The organism is Roseixanthobacter finlandensis, from assembly GCF_043195105.2.
Lineage (GTDB): Bacteria > Pseudomonadota > Alphaproteobacteria > Rhizobiales > Xanthobacteraceae > NCEH01.
This window is the reverse complement of record NZ_CM195536.1, coordinates 4,925,919-4,948,028: the sequence shown is the minus strand read 5'-3', so window position 1 is coordinate 4,948,028 and position 22,110 is coordinate 4,925,919. Positions and strand designations below refer to the sequence as shown.

Annotated in this window: 18 protein-coding genes; 12 read left to right on the top strand and 6 right to left on the bottom strand. The window is 64.9% G+C overall.

Translation table 11 applies throughout. The annotated features are described in order from the left end of the window. Positions 1–11 precede the first annotated feature (11 nt). The gene (locus V5G24_RS23040) at positions 12–692 is read right to left on the bottom strand and encodes a c-type cytochrome (protein ID WP_394083999.1); all 681 of its coding nucleotides are present in this window, start codon (positions 690–692) and stop codon (positions 12–14) included. 190 nt (positions 693–882) lie between these two features. Here V5G24_RS23040 and V5G24_RS23035 point away from each other — a divergent pair, with 190 nt between their 5' ends. The 10 genes from V5G24_RS23035 to V5G24_RS22990 all read left to right on the top strand — a co-directional run bounded on the left by V5G24_RS23035 (position 883) and on the right by V5G24_RS22990 (position 14,706). Continuing rightward, complete coding sequence (locus tag V5G24_RS23035; protein WP_394084519.1) at positions 883–1,644, top strand: 3-deoxy-manno-octulosonate cytidylyltransferase; 762 nt, start codon at positions 883–885, stop codon at positions 1,642–1,644. 24 nt (positions 1,645–1,668) lie between these two features. After that, positions 1,669–2,520 carry a prephenate dehydratase gene (locus V5G24_RS23030; RefSeq protein ID WP_394083997.1) on the top strand — a complete coding sequence of 284 codons (852 nt, stop codon included), beginning with the start codon at positions 1,669–1,671 and terminating at the stop codon, positions 2,518–2,520. 207 nt (positions 2,521–2,727) lie between these two features. Next, the gene (locus V5G24_RS23025; RefSeq protein ID WP_394083995.1) at positions 2,728–4,257 is read left to right on the top strand and encodes a hypothetical protein; all 1,530 of its coding nucleotides are present in this window, start codon (positions 2,728–2,730) and stop codon (positions 4,255–4,257) included. Positions 4,258–4,461: 204 nt separating this feature from the next. Beyond that, positions 4,462–5,196 (top strand): hypothetical protein, encoded by a 735-nt coding sequence (locus V5G24_RS23020; RefSeq protein WP_394083993.1) that lies wholly within the window; start codon positions 4,462–4,464, stop codon positions 5,194–5,196. 238 nt (positions 5,197–5,434) lie between these two features. Then, the gene (locus tag V5G24_RS23015) at positions 5,435–5,725 is read left to right on the top strand and encodes a hypothetical protein (protein WP_394083991.1); all 291 of its coding nucleotides are present in this window, start codon (positions 5,435–5,437) and stop codon (positions 5,723–5,725) included. Positions 5,726–6,056: 331 nt separating this feature from the next. Further along, the gene (locus V5G24_RS23010) at positions 6,057–9,098 is read left to right on the top strand and encodes a beta strand repeat-containing protein (protein WP_394083989.1); all 3,042 of its coding nucleotides are present in this window, start codon (positions 6,057–6,059) and stop codon (positions 9,096–9,098) included. A gap of 41 nt (positions 9,099–9,139) precedes the next feature. Next, entirely contained in the window at positions 9,140–10,906 is a 1,767-nt protein-coding gene (locus V5G24_RS23005) for a type I secretion system permease/ATPase (protein WP_394083987.1), read from the top strand. Between the two features lie 37 nt (positions 10,907–10,943). Next, positions 10,944–12,311: an HlyD family type I secretion periplasmic adaptor subunit gene (locus V5G24_RS23000; RefSeq protein WP_394083985.1), complete on the top strand. Its 1,368-nt coding sequence runs from the start codon at positions 10,944–10,946 to the stop codon at positions 12,309–12,311. 449 nt (positions 12,312–12,760) lie between these two features. Beyond that, positions 12,761–13,534: a LuxR C-terminal-related transcriptional regulator gene (locus V5G24_RS22995; RefSeq protein ID WP_394083983.1), complete on the top strand. Its 774-nt coding sequence runs from the start codon at positions 12,761–12,763 to the stop codon at positions 13,532–13,534. Positions 13,535–13,941: 407 nt separating this feature from the next. Beyond that, complete coding sequence (locus V5G24_RS22990) at positions 13,942–14,706, top strand: response regulator (RefSeq protein ID WP_394083981.1); 765 nt, start codon at positions 13,942–13,944, stop codon at positions 14,704–14,706. Between the two features lie 147 nt (positions 14,707–14,853). Here the strand turns inward: V5G24_RS22990 and V5G24_RS22985 are convergent, their stop codons facing one another. From V5G24_RS22985 to nudC, 3 genes are all read right to left on the bottom strand, one after another. After that, entirely contained in the window at positions 14,854–15,315 is a 462-nt protein-coding gene (locus V5G24_RS22985; protein ID WP_394083979.1) for a hypothetical protein, read from the bottom strand. A 295-nt stretch (positions 15,316–15,610) separates the two neighbouring features. Beyond that, on the bottom strand, positions 15,611–17,485 hold the full coding sequence (locus tag V5G24_RS22980; protein WP_394083977.1) for a uracil-xanthine permease family protein: 1,875 nt from the start codon (positions 17,483–17,485) through the stop codon (positions 15,611–15,613). A gap of 10 nt (positions 17,486–17,495) precedes the next feature. Beyond that, positions 17,496–18,446, bottom strand: a complete 951-nt coding sequence (nudC, locus tag V5G24_RS22975; RefSeq protein WP_394083975.1) for an NAD(+) diphosphatase — start codon at positions 18,444–18,446, stop codon at positions 17,496–17,498. Between the two features lie 182 nt (positions 18,447–18,628). On the opposite strand from nudC, the gene argJ reads away from it, so the two are divergent. Both argJ and V5G24_RS22965 read left to right on the top strand, forming a co-directional pair. After that, complete coding sequence (gene argJ, locus V5G24_RS22970; protein ID WP_394083973.1) at positions 18,629–19,870, top strand: bifunctional glutamate N-acetyltransferase/amino-acid acetyltransferase ArgJ; 1,242 nt, start codon at positions 18,629–18,631, stop codon at positions 19,868–19,870. Continuing rightward, positions 19,867–20,271, top strand: coding sequence for a (deoxy)nucleoside triphosphate pyrophosphohydrolase (locus tag V5G24_RS22965; protein ID WP_394083971.1), 405 nt, complete (start codon positions 19,867–19,869; stop codon positions 20,269–20,271). Before argJ ends, V5G24_RS22965 begins: the two co-directional genes overlap by 4 nt. 180 nt (positions 20,272–20,451) lie before the next feature. On the opposite strand, the gene V5G24_RS22960 is transcribed toward V5G24_RS22965, so the two are convergent. Together V5G24_RS22960 and V5G24_RS22955 are read right to left on the bottom strand one after the other, a co-directional pair. Continuing rightward, the gene (locus V5G24_RS22960; RefSeq protein WP_394083969.1) at positions 20,452–20,925 is read right to left on the bottom strand and encodes an acyl-CoA thioesterase; all 474 of its coding nucleotides are present in this window, start codon (positions 20,923–20,925) and stop codon (positions 20,452–20,454) included. Then, positions 20,922–22,082 carry an iron-containing alcohol dehydrogenase gene (locus V5G24_RS22955; protein ID WP_394083967.1) on the bottom strand — a complete coding sequence of 387 codons (1,161 nt, stop codon included), beginning with the start codon at positions 22,080–22,082 and terminating at the stop codon, positions 20,922–20,924. Before V5G24_RS22955 ends, V5G24_RS22960 begins: the two co-directional genes overlap by 4 nt. Positions 22,083–22,110 lie beyond the last annotated feature (28 nt).

The following is a 22,110-nucleotide window of genomic DNA, read 5'->3' as shown; positions in this document are numbered from 1 at the left end:
TGCCGCCCGCATCATTGCGCGGGCTTGGTCTCCGCGGGCTTGGTGTCGGCGGGAGCGGTCTCGGCCGGTTTGGCCGCGTCCGCAGGCGCAGGCGCAGGCGCAGCCTCGGCCGGTTTCGCATCCGCAGGCTTGGCATCCGCAGGGGCGGCGGCAGCCGTCGGCAAGGGCTTGGGCGAATGGGAGAGCGAGTTGAGATAGGCGATCAGGTCCGCGCGCTCGGTTTCCTTCGGGATACCGGCGAAGGCCATGGCGGTGCCGGGCACGTCGGCCTTGGGATTGGTGAGGAAGTGATTGAGCGCCTGGGGCGTCCATTCGCCGCCCTTGGCCTTCATGGCGGCCGAATAGGCGAAGCCGGCGACACTCGCCACCGGGCGATCCACCACGCCATAGAGGTCCGGGCCCACCTTGGCGCCGGCGCCTTCCGTGAAATTGTGGCAGGAGCCGCAGCGCTTGGCGACGTTGGCGCCCTTCTCGATCGAAGCGGTGGCGAACAACTGCTCGATCGGAATCACGGGCGCCTTGGCTTCCGTGACATTGCCGCCCGCTGGGCCTTCCGGCACGGCGATCTCATAGCCGGGCTTGGCGGGCGCTTCGGGTGCAAAGAGAATTTCGGAAACGATGCCGAGGCCGATCGTCAAGGTAAGCGTGCCGAGCAGCGCTCCCGCGATTTTGTTCAATTCAAAACTATCCATCGGCGCTTCGCTCCTCGGAGCCCCTAAATTCGCGGTCCACCGGCAAAAACTTGGGCCGTCGCCTCAATTAAGGCGTAGCCGGTCGGACACTAATCACTTTGATTGGCGCCGTGCAACCCGTATAAGGCGCGCCCCAATGCCACGTTTCGCGCTGGTCCTGGCGCATTCCCGCCCCAAGGTTGCCACGATTATGGACGCTGCGGAAGTTCTGGTGCTGATCCCCGCCCGCCTGGCCGCCACCCGCCTGCCCGGCAAGCCGCTAGCCGATGTCGGCGGGCGCAGCATGATCGTGGAAGTGGCGCGGCGAGCAGTCGCAGCCAATATCGGCCGCGTCGCAGTGGCGACCGATGCATCCGAGATCGCCGACGCGGTCCGGAGCGCCGGCCTCGAGGCGGTGATGACGCGCGCCGACCATCCTTCCGGCTCCGATCGCATCTACGAGGCGCTGATGCAGATCGACCCGCAGGGCAAGGTCGAATTCGTGGTCAACGTGCAGGGCGACCTGCCCACCATCGCGCCCGCCACCATCGCCCGCGCCCTCGCGCCGCTGTCCGATCCGGCCGTGGATATCGCGACGCTGGCCGCGCAGATCGTGCTGGAGGAGGAGCGCACCGACCCGAACGTGGTGAAGGTGGTCGGTTCCCCGCTTGGGCCCGGCCTGTTGCGGGCACTCTATTTCACCCGCGCGACCGCGCCTTTTGGCGAAGGGCCGCTCTATCATCACATTGGGCTCTATGCCTATCGCCGCGCGGCGCTGGCGCGGTTCGTGGCGCTGCCGCCCTCGCCGTTGGAGCAGCGGGAGAAGCTGGAGCAGCTGCGGGCGCTGGAAGCCGGCATGCGCATCGACGTCGCGGTGGTGGACGCGGTGCCGCTGGGGGTGGATACACCGGCGCATCTGGAAAGGGCGCGCGCCCTGCTCGCCGCCGAGCGCACATCGGGAGATATGGCATGAGGACCTTGGCATGAGAATTCGGGCATGAGCCGTCGCATCGTTTTCCAGGGGGAGCCGGGCGCCAATTCGCACATCGCCTGCCGCGAAGCCTATCCCGAATATGAGGTGGTGCCCTGCCACACCTTCGAGGATGCGTTCGCGGCGGTGGAGGGCGGCACGGCCGATCTCGCCATGATCCCGATCGAGAACACGGTCGCCGGCCGGGTGGCGGACATCCACCATCTGCTGCCGCGCGCCAGCCTGAAGATCATCGGTGAATTCTTCCTGCCGCTGTCCCATCAATTGATGGCGGTGAAGGGCGCGAGCCTCGCGACGCTGAAGACCGCGCAGAGCCATGTGATGGCGCTGGGCCAATGCCGCAAGGCGTTGCGCACGCTCGGCCTTTCGGCGGTGATCGGCGCCGATACCGCCGGCTCCGCGCGCGAGATCGCCGAGGCGCGGGACGTCACCCGCGCCGCCATCGCCTCGCGCCTCGCGGCGGACCTCTATGGGCTGGAGATCCTGGCGGAGAATATCGAGGACGAGAGCCACAACACCACGCGCTTCGTGATCCTGGCACGCGAAGGCGAATGGGCGGGAGCGGACAACGGCCCGGTCATGACCTCGTTCGTGTTCCGGGTGCGCAACGTGCCGGCGGCGCTTTACAAGGCCATGGGCGGGTTTGCGACCAATGGGGTCAATATGACCAAGCTGGAATCCTACCAGATGAACGGCGAGTTCACCGCGACCCAGTTCTATGCCGAGGTGGAAGGCCACCCCGACGACCTGCCGGTGAAGCGGGCGCTGGAGGAATTGGCCTTCTTCTCCCGGGAACTGCGCATTCTCGGCGTCTATCCCGCGCATCCCTTCCGCCGCAGCATCGTGCGACAGGATTAGGTACATCGGTTCGCTCCCGCGAAATGCGTGTGCGACTGCGAGAAGAGAAAGGTAATAAGGAGCTCGGCGTATCGCTTCTTCACCTTCCGAAGGCTCCTCTTTAGGCGTAGTCCCCGTCCGATAGGTCAAGCGCCCTTTGCAATGTTCTGCAATCTCCTCGGAGGTTGTATGAATATTTGAAAATAACGGGGCGCATAGGGGGACGTGATGACTATCGAGCTAGTAGCGGAAAAAATCTCGGGCCTAACCTTTGTCCTTCCGCAGGGGAGTGGAATCGTCGAGATCGGTCCGAAGGATATCACCTTGTCGGGTGGGTCCTTCGGACAGCTGATTTCCGAACAGTCCTGGGTCGCCGATTCGAGCGATCATGGCCTGTCTGTGGGAATAGCATCCTGGGCGGATGCTGTCGGCACGGATACGTTCGCCTTCGCCGACCTTTCGGCCAATGTTCAATCGCTTTCATGGGGCAGTGTCGCTTCCGGAACCTTGGGCCTGGCGGCGGTTTCCTTTGGCGCGGAAGGGGATGCGGTCGCTGCAGATGTCGGCTCCACGTTCGATTTCTGCGGCGCGGATTTCGTGTTCCTGATGACCGACACCGCCTCGGGCGGCGGCATTTGCGACGGTGCGGCCTGGGCCGCCGATTTCAGCAACACCTTCTTTTTCGCGGTCGATATCGCGGGCCTGTCGCTGGCCTGCGGGCCGCTGGTGCTGGAGCAGACCGCGTGCGCGCCCGTCGCCACGCCGCCCGGCGTCGTATCGGGCAATCTCGCCGGCTACGATATTTCCAACGTCGCGACCGGGCCCGACAGTCTCGTCAATGTGGATATCCAGGCGCTGACGGTCGAGGACCAGTTGTCGAGCGTCGCGACGCTGCTCGAAGCGGCCGTGGACCACACGAATTATTCCGAGCCGATACCCTGTACGCCCTCGGACCCCTCGGACCCCTCGGACCCCTCGGATCCCTCGGATCCCGGCCAGCACGGGGGCGGCGGTGGATCCGGAGGCGGAGGGACGGGCCAGGGGGGAGAGGGCGGCGGCGGTGGTGCGGATCGCGCCGAGGCTTTTGGTGCCTTCTCCAATGGCGTTGCCGTCTCGCCGGACATCAGCGAGCTGGATCCCGGCGGGGTGCAGCGGGTCGGGCCTTCCACGCAATATGACTTCGTATCGGCGAACGAGACCGGCCTCGTCGGCGGCGCGCCGCTGGAAGACGATCTCGCCGAGGGCGAAGCGGACGAGGGCGGCTCGGACGAGGGGGGCGGCGATTGCGACGTATGCACCCTGATCCTGCCCGTGGAGTCTGAAAATCTCTGCGATGCCAAGGACGTTTCCTGCACCGGCACGGCGGACCTCTATGATGTCGCCGACCATCAGGGTTGCGCCACCCTTCAGGACTTCAAGCTCCGCGAGGGTGATCGGCTGATCGGCCTTGAGGGATGGACGTCGGAGGCGGCATTGCGTGCGGCCAATGGGTCGACCTTGTTCCTCGAGCGCTCCGATTGCGACCCTCAGGACCTGCTGATGACCTTCATGCTGGATGGCGAATGGTCGACCCTGCGGCTCGATGATTTCTTCGCCCTCAATCCCGAATTCGACGATGCGCCCGCGGACGTGTCGCTTCCGGACGATGTCGCGATCCCGATCCTTCGGGCCCTTCTGCAGCACGACGGCGCCGAGACCGACGATACCGCGGCGGCTACCATGAACGAAAGCGAAGCGCCGGATTTCTTCATCGCCTAGAGCGGAAAGCGTCGGCGACTGATCTGTCAAGTCGTAATGATGATGTACGACCGTGGTGCCTCTACTTTGGCCTGATGGTCTTAAGTATGAGGATGTACCTCGTGCGGATAGGCTCGTTTTATAGTGATGAATAACGCGCAATTTTCCATCTGATTGGGAATGGTTCCGATACACTGGATACAACGCAGAGCGCGGGTTATAGCCATGTCAGCGAATTACAATTCCTCATTCACGCAAAACCTGTCGGTGAGCCAAGCCGAAAGCAGTGACGATGGAGTGTCGCTGTCCATCGACAGTGTCGCGATGGTCCTGGACGTCTCGACGGGACCGACGTCCTCGGATGAGGCGGGCATGGCGCTTTCGCTGGGCGGTGATGCCACAGCGGTCGGGCAGGACACGCTTGCCACGGCCTCCGTGGACGCGCTTGTCGTCGGCGACGAGAGCGTTCAGACCGCCTATGGCAACGCGACCTTCACCGCATGGGGCGCGGGCGATGGCACCGCTTACGCGTCCGCGGTGTCTTATGGCGAGGTGACGGGCGAAGCCGACCACGCATTCAGCCTGAACTACACGTCCACCGTCAGCAGCGTGGACGGGGATGCGGCGACATGGGCCGCGATCGCGACCACCGAGGTCTTCGCGCTCGATATCGAAGGCATCCCCTTCGCGCCTGTGACCCTGCAAGATGAAGCGGCCGACCCCGGTCCCGGCACCGAGGTTCTGGTTCCCTTGCCCGATCCGGTCCCGGACTATGTCCCGGACTGCGGCTGCGGCACGGACGACAGCTGGGCTGTCGAGGTCGACGGAAACTTGGCGATTTTCGATGTGACCGCGGTCGCTGTCGGCGACAACAGCTTGGCCCAGGTGGATTTTTTCGCATTGACCGTCGAAGACCAGCTTTCGACGGTGACTGTCGTGGTTACTGCGGCCATCGACTGAGTTCATAGAGTTAAGGTTTTAATTTGTTTGCTCCCTTGCATTGCAGAGGGGGCATATTTGCGTTCCGCAAGAAAATATCGAAATAATACCCACTTCATATCGGCGTATATTAATTTGTATTTATTTTTCAATGTACCCCATTGGTTCAATTATCCACTTGCTACTTTGACCGAAGAACTTCGAAAACCTAGGATCATTTCATCGGCACACGGCCGATGCTCAAGCAATGGAGGTAGCCATGTCTTCCTGGGATCACGGTTCAAACGACGACTTCAACTGGGACCTCGACGTCACCTATGAGTTTTCTTCCGACGTCTCCCTCGAGTTCGACACCACCACCGAATACAGCAGCGATTTCAACGTCGATCCGTCGATCGAAGTCTGCGTCGACATCGATGGCAACTTCGCTGGCTTCAATGTCGACGTTCAGGCGGTGGGCGACGACACCTCCGTCGAAGTGAACCTCGCCGTGGTGACGACCGACGACTATTCGAGCATCCCCCTGTCGGGATACTCGGCGGTGGCCTGATCGGGACGCCGGCGTCGGCGGAGTTCTGGATCGCAGGCGTCAACGTACTCGTCAGCTTGGGAGTTCCGGGGACCCCCACCCCCGGAGCTCCCTTGCTGTTTTTTGCGTCATTATTTGAATTTGTTTTAATACCAGATACCTAAATACCAAAATCAATTCATTATATGTAAAAAATGTATTCGCCCGAAGGAGTAGACCAAAAGCGAATACATAATCCTTCTCTCCCCCAAAAGATGGCTCCACGTGTGTGCAGTTGTTGGCGGCGCTCCTTGGCATCTAACCTTAGGTCCACCTGCCGGCGGACGTCCGAGCACGAAGGGGAGAGTGGACCATGGCGACGACAATCCGGATTACAAAATCGTCTTCGTCCGCATCGTCGGGCATCATATCGTCGGGCACCACGGGGTCGGGGACCACGGGTTCGGGCACCACGGGTTCGGCACCGCTTGCCGGCGCCATGGGACTGCTGGCCACGACCCAGGTCGAGGCGCTCGCCACGGTGCCCGTCAGCTACCAGCTTCTCACCCTTGGAAACGGCAACGACCGGGGTGAAGTCACCGGATCCGGCCGCTTCAAGGTGCTGGGCCTCAATGGCAACGACACAATCTCGGTGCGCGCCGGCACCACCGGTGGCGATTATCTGGACGGGGGCGCCGGCAATGACACGCTCACCGCCGCCGAAAGCGACGACATTCTCGACGGCGGGGCGGGCACGGACAAGCTCTATGGCGGCGCCGGCAACGATGTGCTGCGCGGTGGCGCGGGCGCCGACACCATCACCGGCGGCGAGGGCATCGACACGGCGGATTATTCCACCTCCGGCGCCATGGTCACCATTTCCCTCAATCTGGATCCGTCCAAGACCACCCGCGGCGCCGGCGGCGATGCCAGCGGCGATACGCTTCTGGGGATTGAGAACCTCACCGGCTCCGCGTTCAACGATGTTCTTTCGGGCAACGGGCTTGCCAACCAGCTCATTGGCATGATGGGCAACGACGTCCTGCGTGGCAATGACGGCGACGACCTTCTGATCGGCGACACGATCGTCGACGTGGACGGCAACGCAATTCCCGACGATGACGACGCGGACGGCATCCCCGACGGGGTGAATGACAGCCTCGCGGGCGGGAATGACACCCTGGACGGCGGCTTCGGCAATGACCGCATCTTCGGCGGCGGCGGGAACGATACGCTGCTGGGCGGCTTCGGGGCGGACCAGCTCTATGGTGGCACGGGCGACGACCTGCTCACCGGCGGCGACGATGCCGACCTGCTGGACGGCGGCGACGGCGACGACCAACTCCTCTCCGGCTTCGGGGACGATATCCTGCGCGGCGGCGCCGGGGCGGACATGCTGAATGCGTCGAGCGGCGCCGACCTGATGTATGGCGGCGACGGCGACGACGACCTCAATGGCGGCGACGGGGCCGACCAGATGTTCGGCGATGCCGGCAACGATACCTTCCTCGCCGGCGCGGGCGCGGACCTGATGTCCGGCGGCGACGGCGACGACCGGATGGACGGGGGCGATGGCGACGATGTCATCACCGGCGAAGGCGGCAACGACCGTTTGATCGGCGGCGCGGGTGCGGACCTGATGGATGGCGGCGACGGCATCGACACGGCGGATTATTCCGCCGGCGGGGCGGTCGGCATCGACATGATCACAAACACCACCTCCGGAGCTGCGACCGGTGACAGCCTGGTGTCGATCGAAAACCTGATCGGCTCGGCCTTCGATGACGTGCTGGCGGGAAATTCCGAGGACAATACGCTCACGGGCGGCGCCGGCGGCGATACGTTGATCGGCCAGAGCGGTTTCGATACGGCCGATTATTCCGCCTCGACCGGCGCGGTGACGGTCCAGTTCAATTCGACGCTCGCCAATCCCACCGCGGCGGGGACCGGCCTCGGGGGCGACGCACAGGGCGATACCCTGATCCTGATCGAGCGGCTGGTCGGCAGTGCGTTCGCCGATACGTTCCTGGGCGGGGAACTTGGCGACACCTTCGTCGGCGGCGGCGGCGCGGATGTCCTCACCGGAAATGGCGGCGTCGATACCGCCGAATACTCGACCTCCTCGGCCGGCGTGACGATCACGCTCGATCCGGTGGCAATGACGCTCGGCATTGGCGGCGATGCCGAAGGGGACCAGCTCACGGGCATCGAGAACGTCATCGGGTCGGCCTATGCCGATCTGCTGCGCGGCGGCGCAGGCGCGAACCGGCTGGATGGCGGCGCCGGCGACGACACGCTGGCCGGCGGCGCGGACGCGGACCGGTTGATCGGCGGCGCGGGGACCGACACGGCCGATTATTCGGCCTCGGCCTCGGCGGTGGGCGTGGCCTTGTTTGCGAGCGATGATCCTAATCTCGTCACCACTGGCAGCGGCGGCGACGCGCAAGGCGACCAGCTCAGCGGAATCGAGAACCTCATCGGCTCCGCCTTCAACGACACGCTGCAAGGCAGCGCCGTCGCCAACCGGCTGGAGGGCGGCATCGGCAATGACCTGCTGCGCGGGCAGGGCGGCGCCGACATCCTCCTGGGCGGCGCGGGGACCGATACGGCGAGCTATTCCACCTCCGCGAGCGGCGTATCGGTGGGGTTGAGCTCCACCGGCACGACGCTCGGTAGCGGCGGCGATGCCCAGGGCGACCAGCTCAACGGGATCGAGAATCTCACCGGTTCCGCCTTCGCCGACCTGCTCGTGGGCAGCGATGTCGCCAACCGCCTGGAAGGCGGGGCGGGCAACGACACGCTGAGGGGTGGCATCGGCGCGGACATCCTGGTCGGGGGCGACGGCATCGATACGGCCGATTATTCCACCTCGTCGGCGGGCGTCAGCGTGACGCTGACGGCCAATCCGGCAGCGGCGACCGTCGGCAGTGGCGGCGATGCGGCGGGCGATCAGCTCAACACCATCGAGAACGTGACCGGCTCGGCCTTCACCGACACGCTCATCGGCAGCACCGGCAACAACAAGCTGGTCAGCGGCGCCGGCAGCGACATCATGCGCGGCGGCAGCGGCAGCGATCTGCTGGTCGCCAATGGCAGCGGGTCGAAGACGCTGTACGGGGACGGCGTCAATGATGGCGGCACGGCGGGCGTCGATACGTTCCGCATCCTGGGCGGCACCAACCTGATCATGGGCTACCAGACCGGCGAGGACGTGCAGCTGAACAGCCTCACCCAGGCGCCCACGCTGACGCAGGTGTTCGGTGCGTCCGACCCGACCCTGGCGGTGCGCCTCGTTGGGGCGACCCACACCACTTACGTCGTGGTCGGATCGCTGACCGATCTTGCGGCCGCGCAGACGGCCGCCGGCATCCTGGTCTCGCAGGACCTCTTCGTGGATCCGGGCCTCATCGTCTGAGGCTCGGCTGGGCGCGATCATCTCTTGGTGGAGGGGCGGAAATGTCGACGCGGGATCGAAGGGCGGGTCATCGGATCAGGGGCACGGACCTCGACGAGGCAATGGCGCAATGCCGCAAGGCCGCATGGGTCCTGCTGGCGTTCAGTCTGGCGATCAACCTGCTCATGCTGGCATCGCCGCTCTACATGCTGCAGGTCTATGACCGGGTGATGGTAACCGGCAGCGTGAACACGCTGGTCATGCTGACCATCCTGGCCGCCGCCGCATTGCTTCTGCTGGGGGTTCTGGATGGCCTGCGGGCCGCCGTGACCATCCGCATGAGTTCCTGGCTGTCGGACCGGCTGGGGCCGGTCTACCTGTCCCATTCCGTGCGGACCCGCCTCATGGGCGACGGATCGGGCGCCCAGGCCATGCGGGATCTCTCTCAGGTCCAGGCTTTCATCGCCTCGCCCGGTCTCAGCGTGTTCTTCGACGCGCCGTGGGCGCCGGTGTTCCTGGTGCTGATCTGGATCCTGCATCCCGCGCTGGGTCTTCTGGCGGTGTGTTCGGCGGGATTGCTGCTGGCGCTCGGGATCGCCAACGAAACCTTGACGCGGGCTTCGATCGCCGCGGCGAGCCAGGCGCAGATCGCCGCCACGCTCCAGGCCGAAACCACGATCCGCAACGCGGAGGTGGTGCGCGCCATGGGGATGCTGCCGGCCCTGATCGAGCGCTGGCGGGTCAGCAATGATGTGGGCGTGCGGGCTTCGCAGGAGGCCAACGAGCGCAGCGCGCTGCTGCTGGGGTTCACCAAGTTCGCCCGCCTGTTCATGCAATCGGCGACGCTGGGGCTCGGCGCCTATCTGGTGCTCAAGGGCGAGGTTTCCGGCGGTGCGATGATCGCCGCCTCCATCCTGCTCGGCCGGGCCCTGGCGCCGGTGGAGATGGCCATGGGCACCTGGCGGAATTTCGGTCTCGCCCGGGTGGCGTACAACCGGCTCCAGATGCGCCTGCAATCCATGCCGGACCAGCGCCGGCGGTTCCGCCTTCCGAGCCCGGCTGGCTTCATTTCCCTGGACCAGGTCAGCTATACCCCGCCGGGGATGCGCGCGCCGGTGCTCCAGCAGGTCTCGTTCCAGGCGCGTCCGGGCGAAGCGATCGCGGTCATCGGCCCTTCGGCCAGCGGCAAAAGCACCTTGTGCCGCCTGCTGGTTGGGGTGGCGCGGCCCACCAGCGGCGAGGTCCGCCTCGACGGCTCCGACCTCGGCCATTGGAATCCCGATGATCTCGGGCGCCACCTCGGCTATCTGCCGCAGGATGCCGAGCTTTTTCCCGGCACGATCCGCGACAACATCTCAAGGATGAGCGGCGGCGCGGACGATGCTGCGGTCATCGAGGCGGCCATGCTCGCCCATGCGCACGACATGATCCAGCGTCTGCCGAACGGCTATGACACCGCCATCGGCGACGGCGCCCTGCGCTTGTCGGGCGGCCAGCGCCAGCGCATCGGCCTTGCCCGCGCCATCTATGGCGTTCCGCGCCTGATCGTGCTGGACGAGCCGAATGCCAATCTGGACCAGGCCGGAGAAGCCGCGCTCTCGGCCGCGCTGGAAGAGATGAAGCGCAAGGGCGCAACACTCCTGATCGTCGGGCACCGGCCCTCCACCATCGCGCAGGCCGACAAGATCCTGCTGATGAAGGACGGGCGCGTCGAGGGCTTCGGCCCGAGGGATGAAATTCTCAAGCGCCTGCGCCTGGCCGTCTCCGGCGCCTCGCCGATGGAGCGCAACACGTTGCGCGACGGTCGTCCGCCGGTTCCCGCCTCCTAGACATGACAGACGTCCAACTTGGAAAGGGTATGCAGCCATGGCTATCTCGCGCGCTCTCGTTCCCCATGAATCGCAACCAGCGACGCAGGTTCTGCCGCCAAGCAATGATGCGGCGCTGCGGCGCTCGGTGAGCACGCCGATGCTGGTCGGCCTGTGGCTCATCCTGGTATTTCTCGGTGGATTCCTGGCCTGGGCCATGCTCGCCCCCCTGGCCGGAGGGGCTGTTGCGCCGGGCGTGATCAGCCCTGACGGCAGCCGGCGCACCATCCAGCATTTGGAGGGCGGCATCATCGCCGGGCTACAGGTGCGCGATGGCGCCAAGGTGGCGGCGGGCCAGCCTTTGGTCGTCCTGGAAAGTTTACAAGCAGAAACTGTATTAAATTCACAACTCAACCAATACTATACATTGCTCGCCATGCAGGCGCGCCTGGTCACTGAGCAGCAGGATCGCCTGGAGATCGCCTTTCCCGGGGAATTGCTGTCCGACCAAGGCTACCGGGGCCTCAAGACGATCGTGGAAGGCCAGCGCGCCATGTTCGAGACCCGCCGCACGGCGCACCAGCGGCGGCATGAGATCCTGCATCAGAGAATTCAGCAGTTCCATCAACAGATCAATGCCTTGAAGGCGCAGGCGGCAAGTTCCGTCCAGCAATTGACGTTGATCGGGGAGGAGCTCGACGGTAAGCGAATCCTGCTCAGCAAGAACCTGATCCGCAAGCCGGAGGTTCTCAGCCTCGAGCGGGCGCAGGCGGAGATCGAGGGCCGAAGGGGCGAATATATCGGCATGATCTCGCGCGCCGAGCAGCAAATTGGCGAAGCTGAGGTGCAACTTCTAGCTTTGGATGCCGAGCGGGCCGATCAGGTGTCCGAGCAGATGGACAAGGTTCGCGTGGAGCTCGCAGCGGTCATGGAGCGCCTCCAGTCGAGTAAGGATATCTTGTCACGCACCGTCGTTATCGCTCCCGTCAGTGGCACGGTGGTAAACCTCCGGTTCAAGACCTTGGGTGGCGTCATTCGCGCTGGGGAAGCTATCCTTGACATCGTGCCGGATGGGGAAACATTACTAATCGAAGCGCGCGTGTCGCCGGTGGATATCGATGTTGTCCATGCTGGCCTCGCTGCCCAGGTGCACCTGACCGCGTTCTCGAAGCGCGCCCTGCCCCGGATGGACGGTATCGTGAATTCGATTTCGGCCGACCGGCTCGTGGACCAGACGACCGGGCAATCCTATTACCTTGCCCGTGTCGAAGTAGACGTGAAGGAGTTGGAGCGCTTGAAAGGTATTGTCGAGCTGCTTCCAGGCATGCCGGCGGAGGTCCTGATCGTTACACAGGAGCGGACATTTGTGGACTATTTGATCGAACCTTTCAAGGATGCGATGAGGCGCAGCTTCCGCGAAGTCTGATTATGTTTCAGGCTGAAGAGTCGGCCAACGTCTCAACAATCAGGGTTATGTTGCTGCTCCTTTCATGTTGAAGGTTGATTCGCATCTGTATTTCGACCTAGATTACGGGCGAATGCGACGCTTTAGTTGACCTTCCTTTTTCATTCCCTTGGGGAAAGTAATACTTTAGATATATCGGTATCAGTTTTTGATTTGAAACAAAGATTTTAAAAATAAATCTTATCATGGTTAGTATATTTTTATATTTTTCAGTCGCGAGTTTGTATCCATATTGAGTATAGACTTAGTGATATCTACTCAATTTGCATAATTGCACAGGTTATTACGGCGTTGGGAGATTCGAATCGGCAGAGAGTGACGTCTTTTGGTTTTTTGCACACCATTTTTCACATATCATGTTTTTACAGCGTAAAACTGAGTGATGGGTGGGGTGTAAGGCGGAGGAAGTCATGATCTCGGTGCCTGATAATCTTGCTGGTCTTCTACGAATCATCTTAATAGATGACCTTCCGTTCCGCAGAGCGAGCCTGAAAAGCCTGCTCGAGGATTGGGCGAAGGAAGATAATATGCGGCTCGAAGCGTTGGACTTGTCCGACCTTCGTGAATCCGGTCAAGGCAATTGCGACGTGCAGCTTATCGTCTTCAACGTCGGGGGAGAATCCATGGAGGCGCCCGAGCTTCAGGGCCGCATCGAGGAGTTGCGCGGCAGGCAGCCGGACGTGCCCCTTGTCATCCTATCGGACCGTGACGACGCGGACGAGGTGGTCAATGTGCTCAAGGCCGGCGCGCGCGGGTTCATCAGTTCGCAGATTTCGCCTTCCGTGGTGTTTCAGGCGCTGCGTTTCATCATGGGTGGCGGCGTGTACTTCCCGGCGAACGCCTTGCTGGGAAGCCAGAACCGGGCTCCCACGCCCGACTGGCGGCGGCCGGTGGTGTCGAATGTCATGCACAATGGCGCCTATTGCACGACCCTGACGGTCCGGCAGAACGCGGTCCTGCGTCTGCTTCAGCAGGGGCACTCCAACAAAAGGATAGCCCGTGAGCTGTCCATGTGCGAGTCGACGGTCAAAGTCCATGTCCGTCAGATCATGCGCAAGCTTGGGGCGTCGAACCGAACCCAGGCCGCCTTGTGCGGAATGGAGCGAGGCCAGGCGGTGGGCGGCTTGTCGCCCGCATTGCCGGAAGCGGTGAAGGGGCCGGAGAGCTGGGTGCCGGGCCTCTAGAGCAGGTTCGGCGAACGCCGGTTTGCCGAACGTGCTCCGGGCTTTTATTATGACGCGTTTTCGTAACGCAAAACCGGAATCCACTTTTGCTGAAAACGCTCTAGCTCCAAATATCCGGCTCTACCGCTTCCGATATGAAGGCGACCGCCATCGGACCTCGGTCGCGCATTATGGGGCCGAGTCTCTCTGCCCGGCGCAATGCCTCGGGAGTACAGCGCATTTGTACGCGTTAGGGGCTTCATGCTTCAGTATTAATTGTTTTGTTGCAGGCGATTGAAATATATTTAATCAACTCTCTATCTGCTTCGATTTCACGCGCCTGCATGAAATCTTCAAGTGTACGGCGTTAAATTGCTGGTTCTTGATGCAATTGGATGGGAGAGGATCTTGCATCATCAGGTGTGGCCTTGTCCGAAGCGATCGAAAAGGATCTCCCGCCCATCGTCCTCATCGTCGACGCTCTTCCACTGAGGCGCGCCGGCATCGTGGGGCTGCTGCGGGATTGGGCTGAGATGCACGGCGTTTCGCTTCGCGACTGCGATCCCGCGGACCTTGAGAGCGCGGCGGACCGACATCTTGCATTCTCGCTGGGCATTCTGAGCCTCGGCCGGCTGTCGGTGCAGGATCCCGTGGCCTCTGAATGGATGCGGCATGTCCAGGATTTCACCCTCAACGCCCCACTGGTCATCCTGTCCGACAGGAGCGATCCCGAAGAGGTGACGGACGCCTTTCGGCAAGGTGCGCGCGGCTTTGTCCCGACAACCACGCCGCCGGAGGTGGCCAAGCATGCGCTCTCCTTCATCATGGGCGGCGGCACCTTCTTTCCACCGGGCGCGCTTCTCGCCACCAATGTAAGGCACGGCAGCCGGGGCTCGGCTACCGCCAAGCGCCGCACCGATCCCAAGGCCGGCTCCAGCAGCTACATCGAGCATCAGGTGGCGCATATGCAGCACGCCCTTAATGCGGGATCAGCCGGTGAAGGCGGGCACGCGGGGTTTCTGCTGCCGGGCGTGGTCTGGCTGAACGGCCGCAGGGCGCTGAAGGATCTGGAAGCGCCGGGTCCGACCCGAAAGCGGCCGGACTCCCACATGTTCGGCCCCTGCGTGCGGGGGCAGATGGGAATTGTGCTGCCCTTTCGCCCAGTCAACCGCTTCCGGCATCGGCGGGGATAGAGCCGGGTCTGCCCCTATTCAATCGCCTTGGGCGTTTCAATATGGGCAGTGAATCCGCCTCTATTCAATAAGTGAGGGGGCGATTTACCGCCCATATGGAACCACCAAGTGATTCCATATGGGCGGATCGCGCTCTAGGCCCGGCGATCACGTATTCTGCGTATTCTGCGTATTCTGCGTCGGCGGCGGCGGAGCGGGAACGACCAGCGCCTGCTCGACGCGATGTTCAACCAGGGCTTGGCGGTGGTCGAGCGCATCCAGGAAGCGATCGAAGCGCGCGTCCATGTCGGCAAGCTCCTGCCGGATCTCGCGCACGCCACGTCGCCGCTCGCTGGTGGTGACGATCAGCGCCATGACGAGCGCGACGGCGCCAAAGCTGATGGTGCGCCATTGGGTCTGTACGTCATAGGCCTGGAGCGCCAGGAAGATCGCGCCCAGGGTGAGGGCCATGATGCTCGGCATCGCAAGCCGCAAGATGGCTGCGACGCCCGCCAGGATGAGCAGGCAGAACAGCACTGTCGCCGTGGCGATGGCCTCTTGTGGCAAATCGCCGATCGGGGCGCTGAGCCATTCGAGCTTGCCGAGCAGGAGTTCCCAAGTCGCGCCCATGACCGCCTCCCAGATGCCGTCTTCGCCGCACCTTTGAGACAAGGCTAGATTTATTCTCTTGCGCGCGCGAGGCAACAAAAGATGAAGCGGGCTTATCAAGCGGTGGGATGCTACACCTTCGGGGGACCATCTTGATGAACACTTGATTTTCAAGAGCTCGCCTTAAGGTGCAAAGGGCGTTTTGAAGATGGCCTTTGGCATGAGCTTTTCCCGCCTGGGAAGCGCAAGGTCATCCATTCCTGTCCAGCCCCGCGCGTGCGGGATGATTTCCGACGTCCGGCGTCCGGGTCCCGCCCTAATGATCGAAGCGCAAAGTGATGCGCGCGCGCCCGGCGGCCCGGCCGAAGGTGACCCGGTCGCCCAGCTTCACCAGCAGATAGGCGGCGAAGCCGGCGACCTCCTTGGCGTCGCCCAGCAGCGCCTCGGGGGAGGGGCGCTCCTTGGGCACCTCCAGCACCGCGCCGTCATAGAGCACGAACACGTCGAGATGGCTCTCGTCGAAGCGGGCGCGCAATTCCACCGGCCCTTCGGCGATGCCGGTGTCGACGATCACCTCCAGCGCCTGGGCGGCCACCGGAATGGCGGCGGCGATGACGTCGCGCCGCGCGCCCCACAGATCGCCCTGGCGTTCCAGGAAGTCCTGGGCGGTGAGGAAGGCGTTCGCCCCCTCCGGCACCAAGAACGAACTTTCCTTGGATATGCCGATGCGGAACAGCAGGTTGAGCGCGATGGCGCTGCACGCCGCGACGGTGAGCGGCGTGGAGAACAGGGGCTGGATCCAGAACGGCAATTGCCCCTTCAGCGGCAGCAGCGCCACCGAGAGGCCCGCCAGCACCGAGAGCCCCACCAGGAACACCCGCCGCTCGCTGAGTCGGCGGGACAAGATCAGGTCCATGCCCGCAACCAGCAGGTAAGCGGAGGTGTAGAGCAGGATGCCGCCGATCACCGGCGAGGGGATCAGCGTCAGCGCCATGATGGCCTTCGGAAAGAAGGCGGTCGCGAAGATCACGGCGCCGGCGAGGATGCCGATGCTGCGCGCAGTCGCCCCGGTGGCGAAGGCGAGACCCACGGCCGAGGACGACAGGCCGGACTGGAAGCCCGAGGTCATGCCGTTCAAGATATTGCCGATGCCGCAGGCGGTCACCGCGCGTCCCGCCGCCTGCATGTCGGCGCGGCGCCATTCGGCGTCGTTCATCTTTTCCAGCGAGACCGTGACGCCGAGCACGTCCACCAGCCCCATCATCACGAGCAGGGCCACCAGCGGGAACAGGCGCGGCTCCAGCGCCAGCGAAGGCAATTGGAGATGGGGCAGGGCGACGAAATCCGCCTTGGCCAGGGCGGCCCCCATGTCGGTGGGATCGACGCCGCTGAACATGGCCAGCGCCCAGCCGCTGGACGCGCCCACGAGCACCGCGAACAATTTGAACCGGCGCGGCGCGAACACGGTGACGCTGACGATCAGCACCAGGGTCACCATGGACACCGCGAGCGGCCCGAGGTTCACCTCGGTGCCCCCGCCTTCCAGGCCGAGCGCACGCCGCAGGGCGGGGCTGGCGAGCGAAACGCCGAGCATGGTCACGGCGACGCCGCACACCTCCGGCGGCAGCAGCACGCGCAGCGGCCGCACCAGGCGCGCCATGAAGAGCTGGCACACGCCCACCAGGATGGTGGTTGCCGCCATCAGCCCCAGCCCGCCGATGGTGAGCGCCTGCACCGCCAGCGGAATGGCGCCAGCGGCGGGAATATGGATGCCCAGATAGCCGCTGCCGAAGCGGGTGCGCGAACATTGGATGATGGTGGTGAGCCCGATGCACATGGCGCAGGCGCTCAGCATGGCCTCGATCTGGTCCTCCGGCAGCCCCGCCTCGGTGGCGGCGACGATGGGATAGATCAGGAAGGTCAGCGCCAGCATGGCGTGCTGGGTGGACAGGGGAATGAGGGCGGAGAGCGGAACCTTGTCCTCCAGCCCATAGACCAAAGTGGAGGGCCGGCGCACCGGGCGGGGCGCGGTGCCGCGCGCCGGGGCGATGAGCTTGCGCACCGGCCGCAGCGCCGCGCGCAGGGCGCCGCGCCAGTGCAGGCGTGCGGGACGATGGTGCGCGGGCGTCGCGCCATCCTGCTGCGGCCGTGCCTGGGTCTCGGGTCCGGAGCTGGGGTGTGGATCCGGCACGGGCACTCTTTCAGACGGTGGCGCCCTCGACGAAGGCGCGGATCAGATGATGGGCGATGGCGTTCGCCGGCGGAACGAACAGCCCGTCGGGGTGCGCGCGTACCAGCATCTTCGCGATTTCCGCGCGGGAAAACCAGCGGGCGCCCGCCAGCTCGTTCGGGTCCATCGTGATGGTTTGCGATGTCGCCTCGGCGATACAGCCGAACATCAGCGACATGGGATAGGGCCAGGGCTGGGACCAGCGATAGCGCACCGCGCCGGTGGTGATGCCGGTTTCCTCCAGCGTCTCGCGCCGCACCGCTTCCTCGATGGTCTCGCCGGGCTCGACGAAGCCGGCGAGGCAGGACCACATTTCCGGCGCGAAATGCGGCGCCCGGCCCATCAGGCATTCATCGCCGCGATAGGTCAGCATGATCACCACGGGATCGGTGCGGGGAAAATGCTGGGCCCCGCAGCTCGGGCAATCGCGCCGCCAGCCGCCTTCAATGGCGCGGGTGCGGGTGCCGCAATTGGCGCAGAAGCGATGACGCCCGTGCCAGGCGAGCATGGCCTTGCCGCACGCGAGCGCGGCCAGATGATCGTTGGACACCAGGCCCTGCACGGCGGTGGAGCGCAGATCCGGCACCAGCAGGCCGCGCGCCTCCAGGCGTTCCTTCTCCGCCGGGTCGATCCGGGCGGCGAAGCGCGGCGCGCCGTCGGCGAGGCCGAGGAAGATCCGCTTGCCCGCGCCGAGCGCGGTCGCCGCATCGGCGGTGAACAGCGGGTCGCGCAGCGGTTCGCCGGGATGGAGCACCACCCCTTCGCCGCCGAGGAGATAGAAGCGGGCATCCTCCCGCTTGGCGAGGTCCTCCACCGCGCCGCGCAGATGGGCGGCGCGGTCGAGCGGGCTGCCCTGATAGCCGAGCGCCGGCCAGGGTCCAAGTTCGGCTCGGTCGAGATCCGTAAGGGAAAGCAGTGGCATGGCCCCTGAGGGAAAGCAGTGCGAGATCGCGCCGACCGTGGCATGGGCGGCACAGCGAGGCAAGGCCGGCGCGTGCAAGCCCGGCGGAAAGCGCGCGCGAAGGGCCGCTCTGCGCGCGAAGCGCTTGCCTGCGGGCGCGGCCTGCGGCACATCTCGCCCGCCATTCACGGAAGGCCACGCCGATGTCCGCTCCCCTGTCCCCGCTCGCCCCCCGGCTGATTCCCTATGTCCCGCCGGTCGGGGGCGTCCGGTTCGCGACCGCCTCCGCCGGCGTCAAATACCAGGGCCGCACCGATGTGCTGCTGATGGCGTTCGCGCCGGGCACCACGGTTGCCGGCGTCACCACGCGCTCGCTGTGCCCTTCGGCTCCCGTGGAATGGTGCCGCGCTGCGCTGCGCGGCGGCCGGGCGCGGGCCCTGGTGGTCAATTCCGGCAATGCCAATGCCTTCACCGGCGAAGCCGGCCGCGACACCACCGCCGCCACGGCGGAATATGCCGCCGCGGCCCTGGGCTGCAAGCCGTCCGAAGTGTTCCTGGCCTCCACCGGCGTGATCGGCGAGCCGCTGGACGCCGACAAGTTCGAGGCGCCCCTTGCCGATGCGGCGACCCGCCTTGGCAGCGAGAACTGGACCGAGGCGGCGCGCGCCATCATGACCACGGACACCTTCCCCAAGCTCTCCACCACCACGGTGAAGCTCGGCGAACTGGACGTGACCATCGCCGGCATGGCCAAGGGCGCCGGCATGATCGCCCCCGATATGGCGACCATGCTCTCCTTCATCGTCACCGACGCGCCGATCGCCGCCGACGTGCTCCAGAAGATGCTGTCCAAGGCCGTGGGCACCACCTTCAATGCCGTGACCGTGGATGGCGACACCTCCACCTCCGACACGCTGCTGCTGTTCGCCACCGGCGCCGCCAAGGCGCTGGGCGTCGGCACCATCAAGCGCTGGGATGATTCGCGCGTCGAAGGCTTCCGCGCCGCCCTGAAGGGCGTAATGGCCGACCTCGCCGAACAGGTGGCCCGCGACGGCGAGGGCGCCCGCAAGCTGGTGCGCGTGCATGTGACTGGCGCGGCGTCCAAGAAGTCGGCCCGGCGCATCGCCATGTCGATCGCCAATTCGCCGCTGGTGAAGACCGCGGTGGCCGGCGAGGATGCCAATTGGGGCCGGGTGGTGATGGCGGTCGGCAAGGCCGGGGAGCCCGCCGACCGCGATCTTCTCACCATCTCCTTCGGCGACATCCAGGTCGCCGCCCATGGCGCCCGTGACCCGGATTACGACGAGGGCATGGTCTCCCAATATATGAGGGGCGATGTGATCGACATCCGGGTGGACCTCGGGCTCGGCGACGGCAAGTTCCGCGCGCTCACCTGCGATCTCACCAAGGAATACATCGCCATCAACGGCGATTATCGCTCGTGAAGATCGTCCTCGTCGCCGCCTGCGCGCTGGTCGATGTGGACAACCGGGTGCTGGTGGCCCAGCGCCCGGAGGGCAAGCAATTGGCCGGCCTCTGGGAGTTTCCCGGCGGCAAGGTGGAGGCGGGCGAGCGGCCCGAGGACACCCTCATCCGCGAACTCAACGAGGAACTGGGCATCGTGGTGAAGGAGGCGTGCCTCGCCCCCCTCACTTTCGCCAGCCATGGCTATGAGACCTTCCATTTGCTGATGCCGCTGTGGATCTGCCGCCGCTGGGACGGGCCGGTGGTGGCGCGCGAGCATTCCGGTCTCAAATGGCTGCGCCCGGCAAAGCTGCGCGACTTGCCCATGCCCCCCGCCGACGCGCCGCTGATCCCGGCGCTGATCGATCTGCTGGGGCCGTAGGGCGCGCCTTTGGCGGAATCGCGATTTGCCGAAGTTCGCGGCGAACGTTCGGGCGAATAGGCGGTGTCATCGCCCGAAAAGGCGCGGCGAAGCGTCACCAAACCGCTGTTCGTCCGCGCCAAGTCATTGTTTTAAAATCAATGTTTCACGTGAAACATTGCCAGCGAGACGCAGATTCCGTCAGGTGAGCGGCAGCAGGGCCGCCTTCAGCGCGTCCGGCAGCGGCACCGGACGGCGGGTGAGGCGGTCCACATAGACATGCACGAAATGCCCCTGCGCCGCCGCCTGGTCGCTGCCCTGAAACAGGCCGATCTCATAGCGCACCGAGCTGGAGCCGAGCTTCGCCACCCGAAGCCCCGCCTGCACCACCGCCGGATAGGAGAGGCTGGCGAAATAGGCGCAGCGGGTTTCCACCACTAGGCCGATGACCGGGCTGTTCTCGAAATCCAGCGCCCCCTTGGAGATCAGATACTCGTTCACCACCGTGTCGAAATAGGAATAAAAGACCACGTTGTTCACATGGCCATAGACATCCATGTCCGCCCAGCGGGTCGTGATGGTGAGGCGGTGGGGGAAGGCGGAGATCAGCGCCGGTTGCTCGCGCCCCGCGCCCTTGTTCCCGCTGTCCTTTTGCTCTTGTGCCGACGCGCTCATGCCCAGGCCGCCTGATAGATCGCCAGCGCATCCGCCTCGTGGACGGTGCGGGGATTGTTCACCAGAAGGCGGCTCTGCTTCATGGCGTCGGCGGCCAGCATGGGCAAATGGTGTTCCGGCACGTTCACTTCCCTCAGGCAGCGGGGCAGGCCCAGATCGATGGAGAGAGCGGCCAGCCGCTCGACGAAGCGTTCCGCCACCAGGGCGTCCGTGCCTTCGCCAATGTCCGGGAAGGCATAGGGCGCGATCTGCGCATAGGCGCTCGCGGCGGCCGGCAGATTGAAGCGCAGCACGTGCGGCAGCACCAGCGCATTGGTGAGCCCGTGGGGCAGATGATAATGCCCACCGAGCGGATAGGCGAGCGCGTGCACCGCCGCCACCGGCGAATTGGCGAACGCTTGCCCCGCCAGCAGAGAGCCGAGCAGCATGGCTTCGCGCGCCGGCCGGTCGGTGCCCTGGTGGACCGCCGTGCGGATGTTCGCCCCCAGCAGCCGCAGCGCCTCCTTGGCGAGGCCGCGCGAGATGGGATTATTGTTCGGGCTCGCCGAGGCATAGGCCTCGATGGCGTGAACCATGGCGTCCACCCCGGTCGCCGCCGTCACATGGGGCGGCAGGCCGAGGGTGAGATCGGCGTCCAGCAGCGCGATGTCGGGGATGAGGCAGGGCGAGACCACGCCCTTCTTCACCGTCTCCCCGGTGGTGACGATGGAGATGGGCGTGACTTCCGATCCCGTGCCGGCGGTGGTCGGCACCAGGATCAGCGGCAGGCGCGGCCCCTTGGCGATGCCGATGCCATAGATTTCCGTCAGCGCCTCCTGGCCCAGCGCCAGCAGCGCCACCAGCTTGGCCACATCCAGCGAGGAGCCGCCGCCGAGCCCGAGCACCCCTTGCGCGCCCATGGCGACGGCTTCGGAGGTCGCGGCGAACACCACGTCCTCCGGCGGGTCGGCCACCACCTGGTCGAACACCCGGTGGGCGATTTCCGCCGTGCGCAGGGCTTCCAGGGTCGGCGCCAGAAGGCCGGCCTTGACGATGCCCGGATCGGTGACGATCAGGATGCGCGAGACGCCCCGCGCCGCGAACAGATCGCCCACCCGCAGCGCCGCGCCGCTGGCGCATATGATGCTCGGCGTGGTGTTGAACACGAACCCGGACATGGCTCCCCCTCTCAGCTTCTCGCCTGGC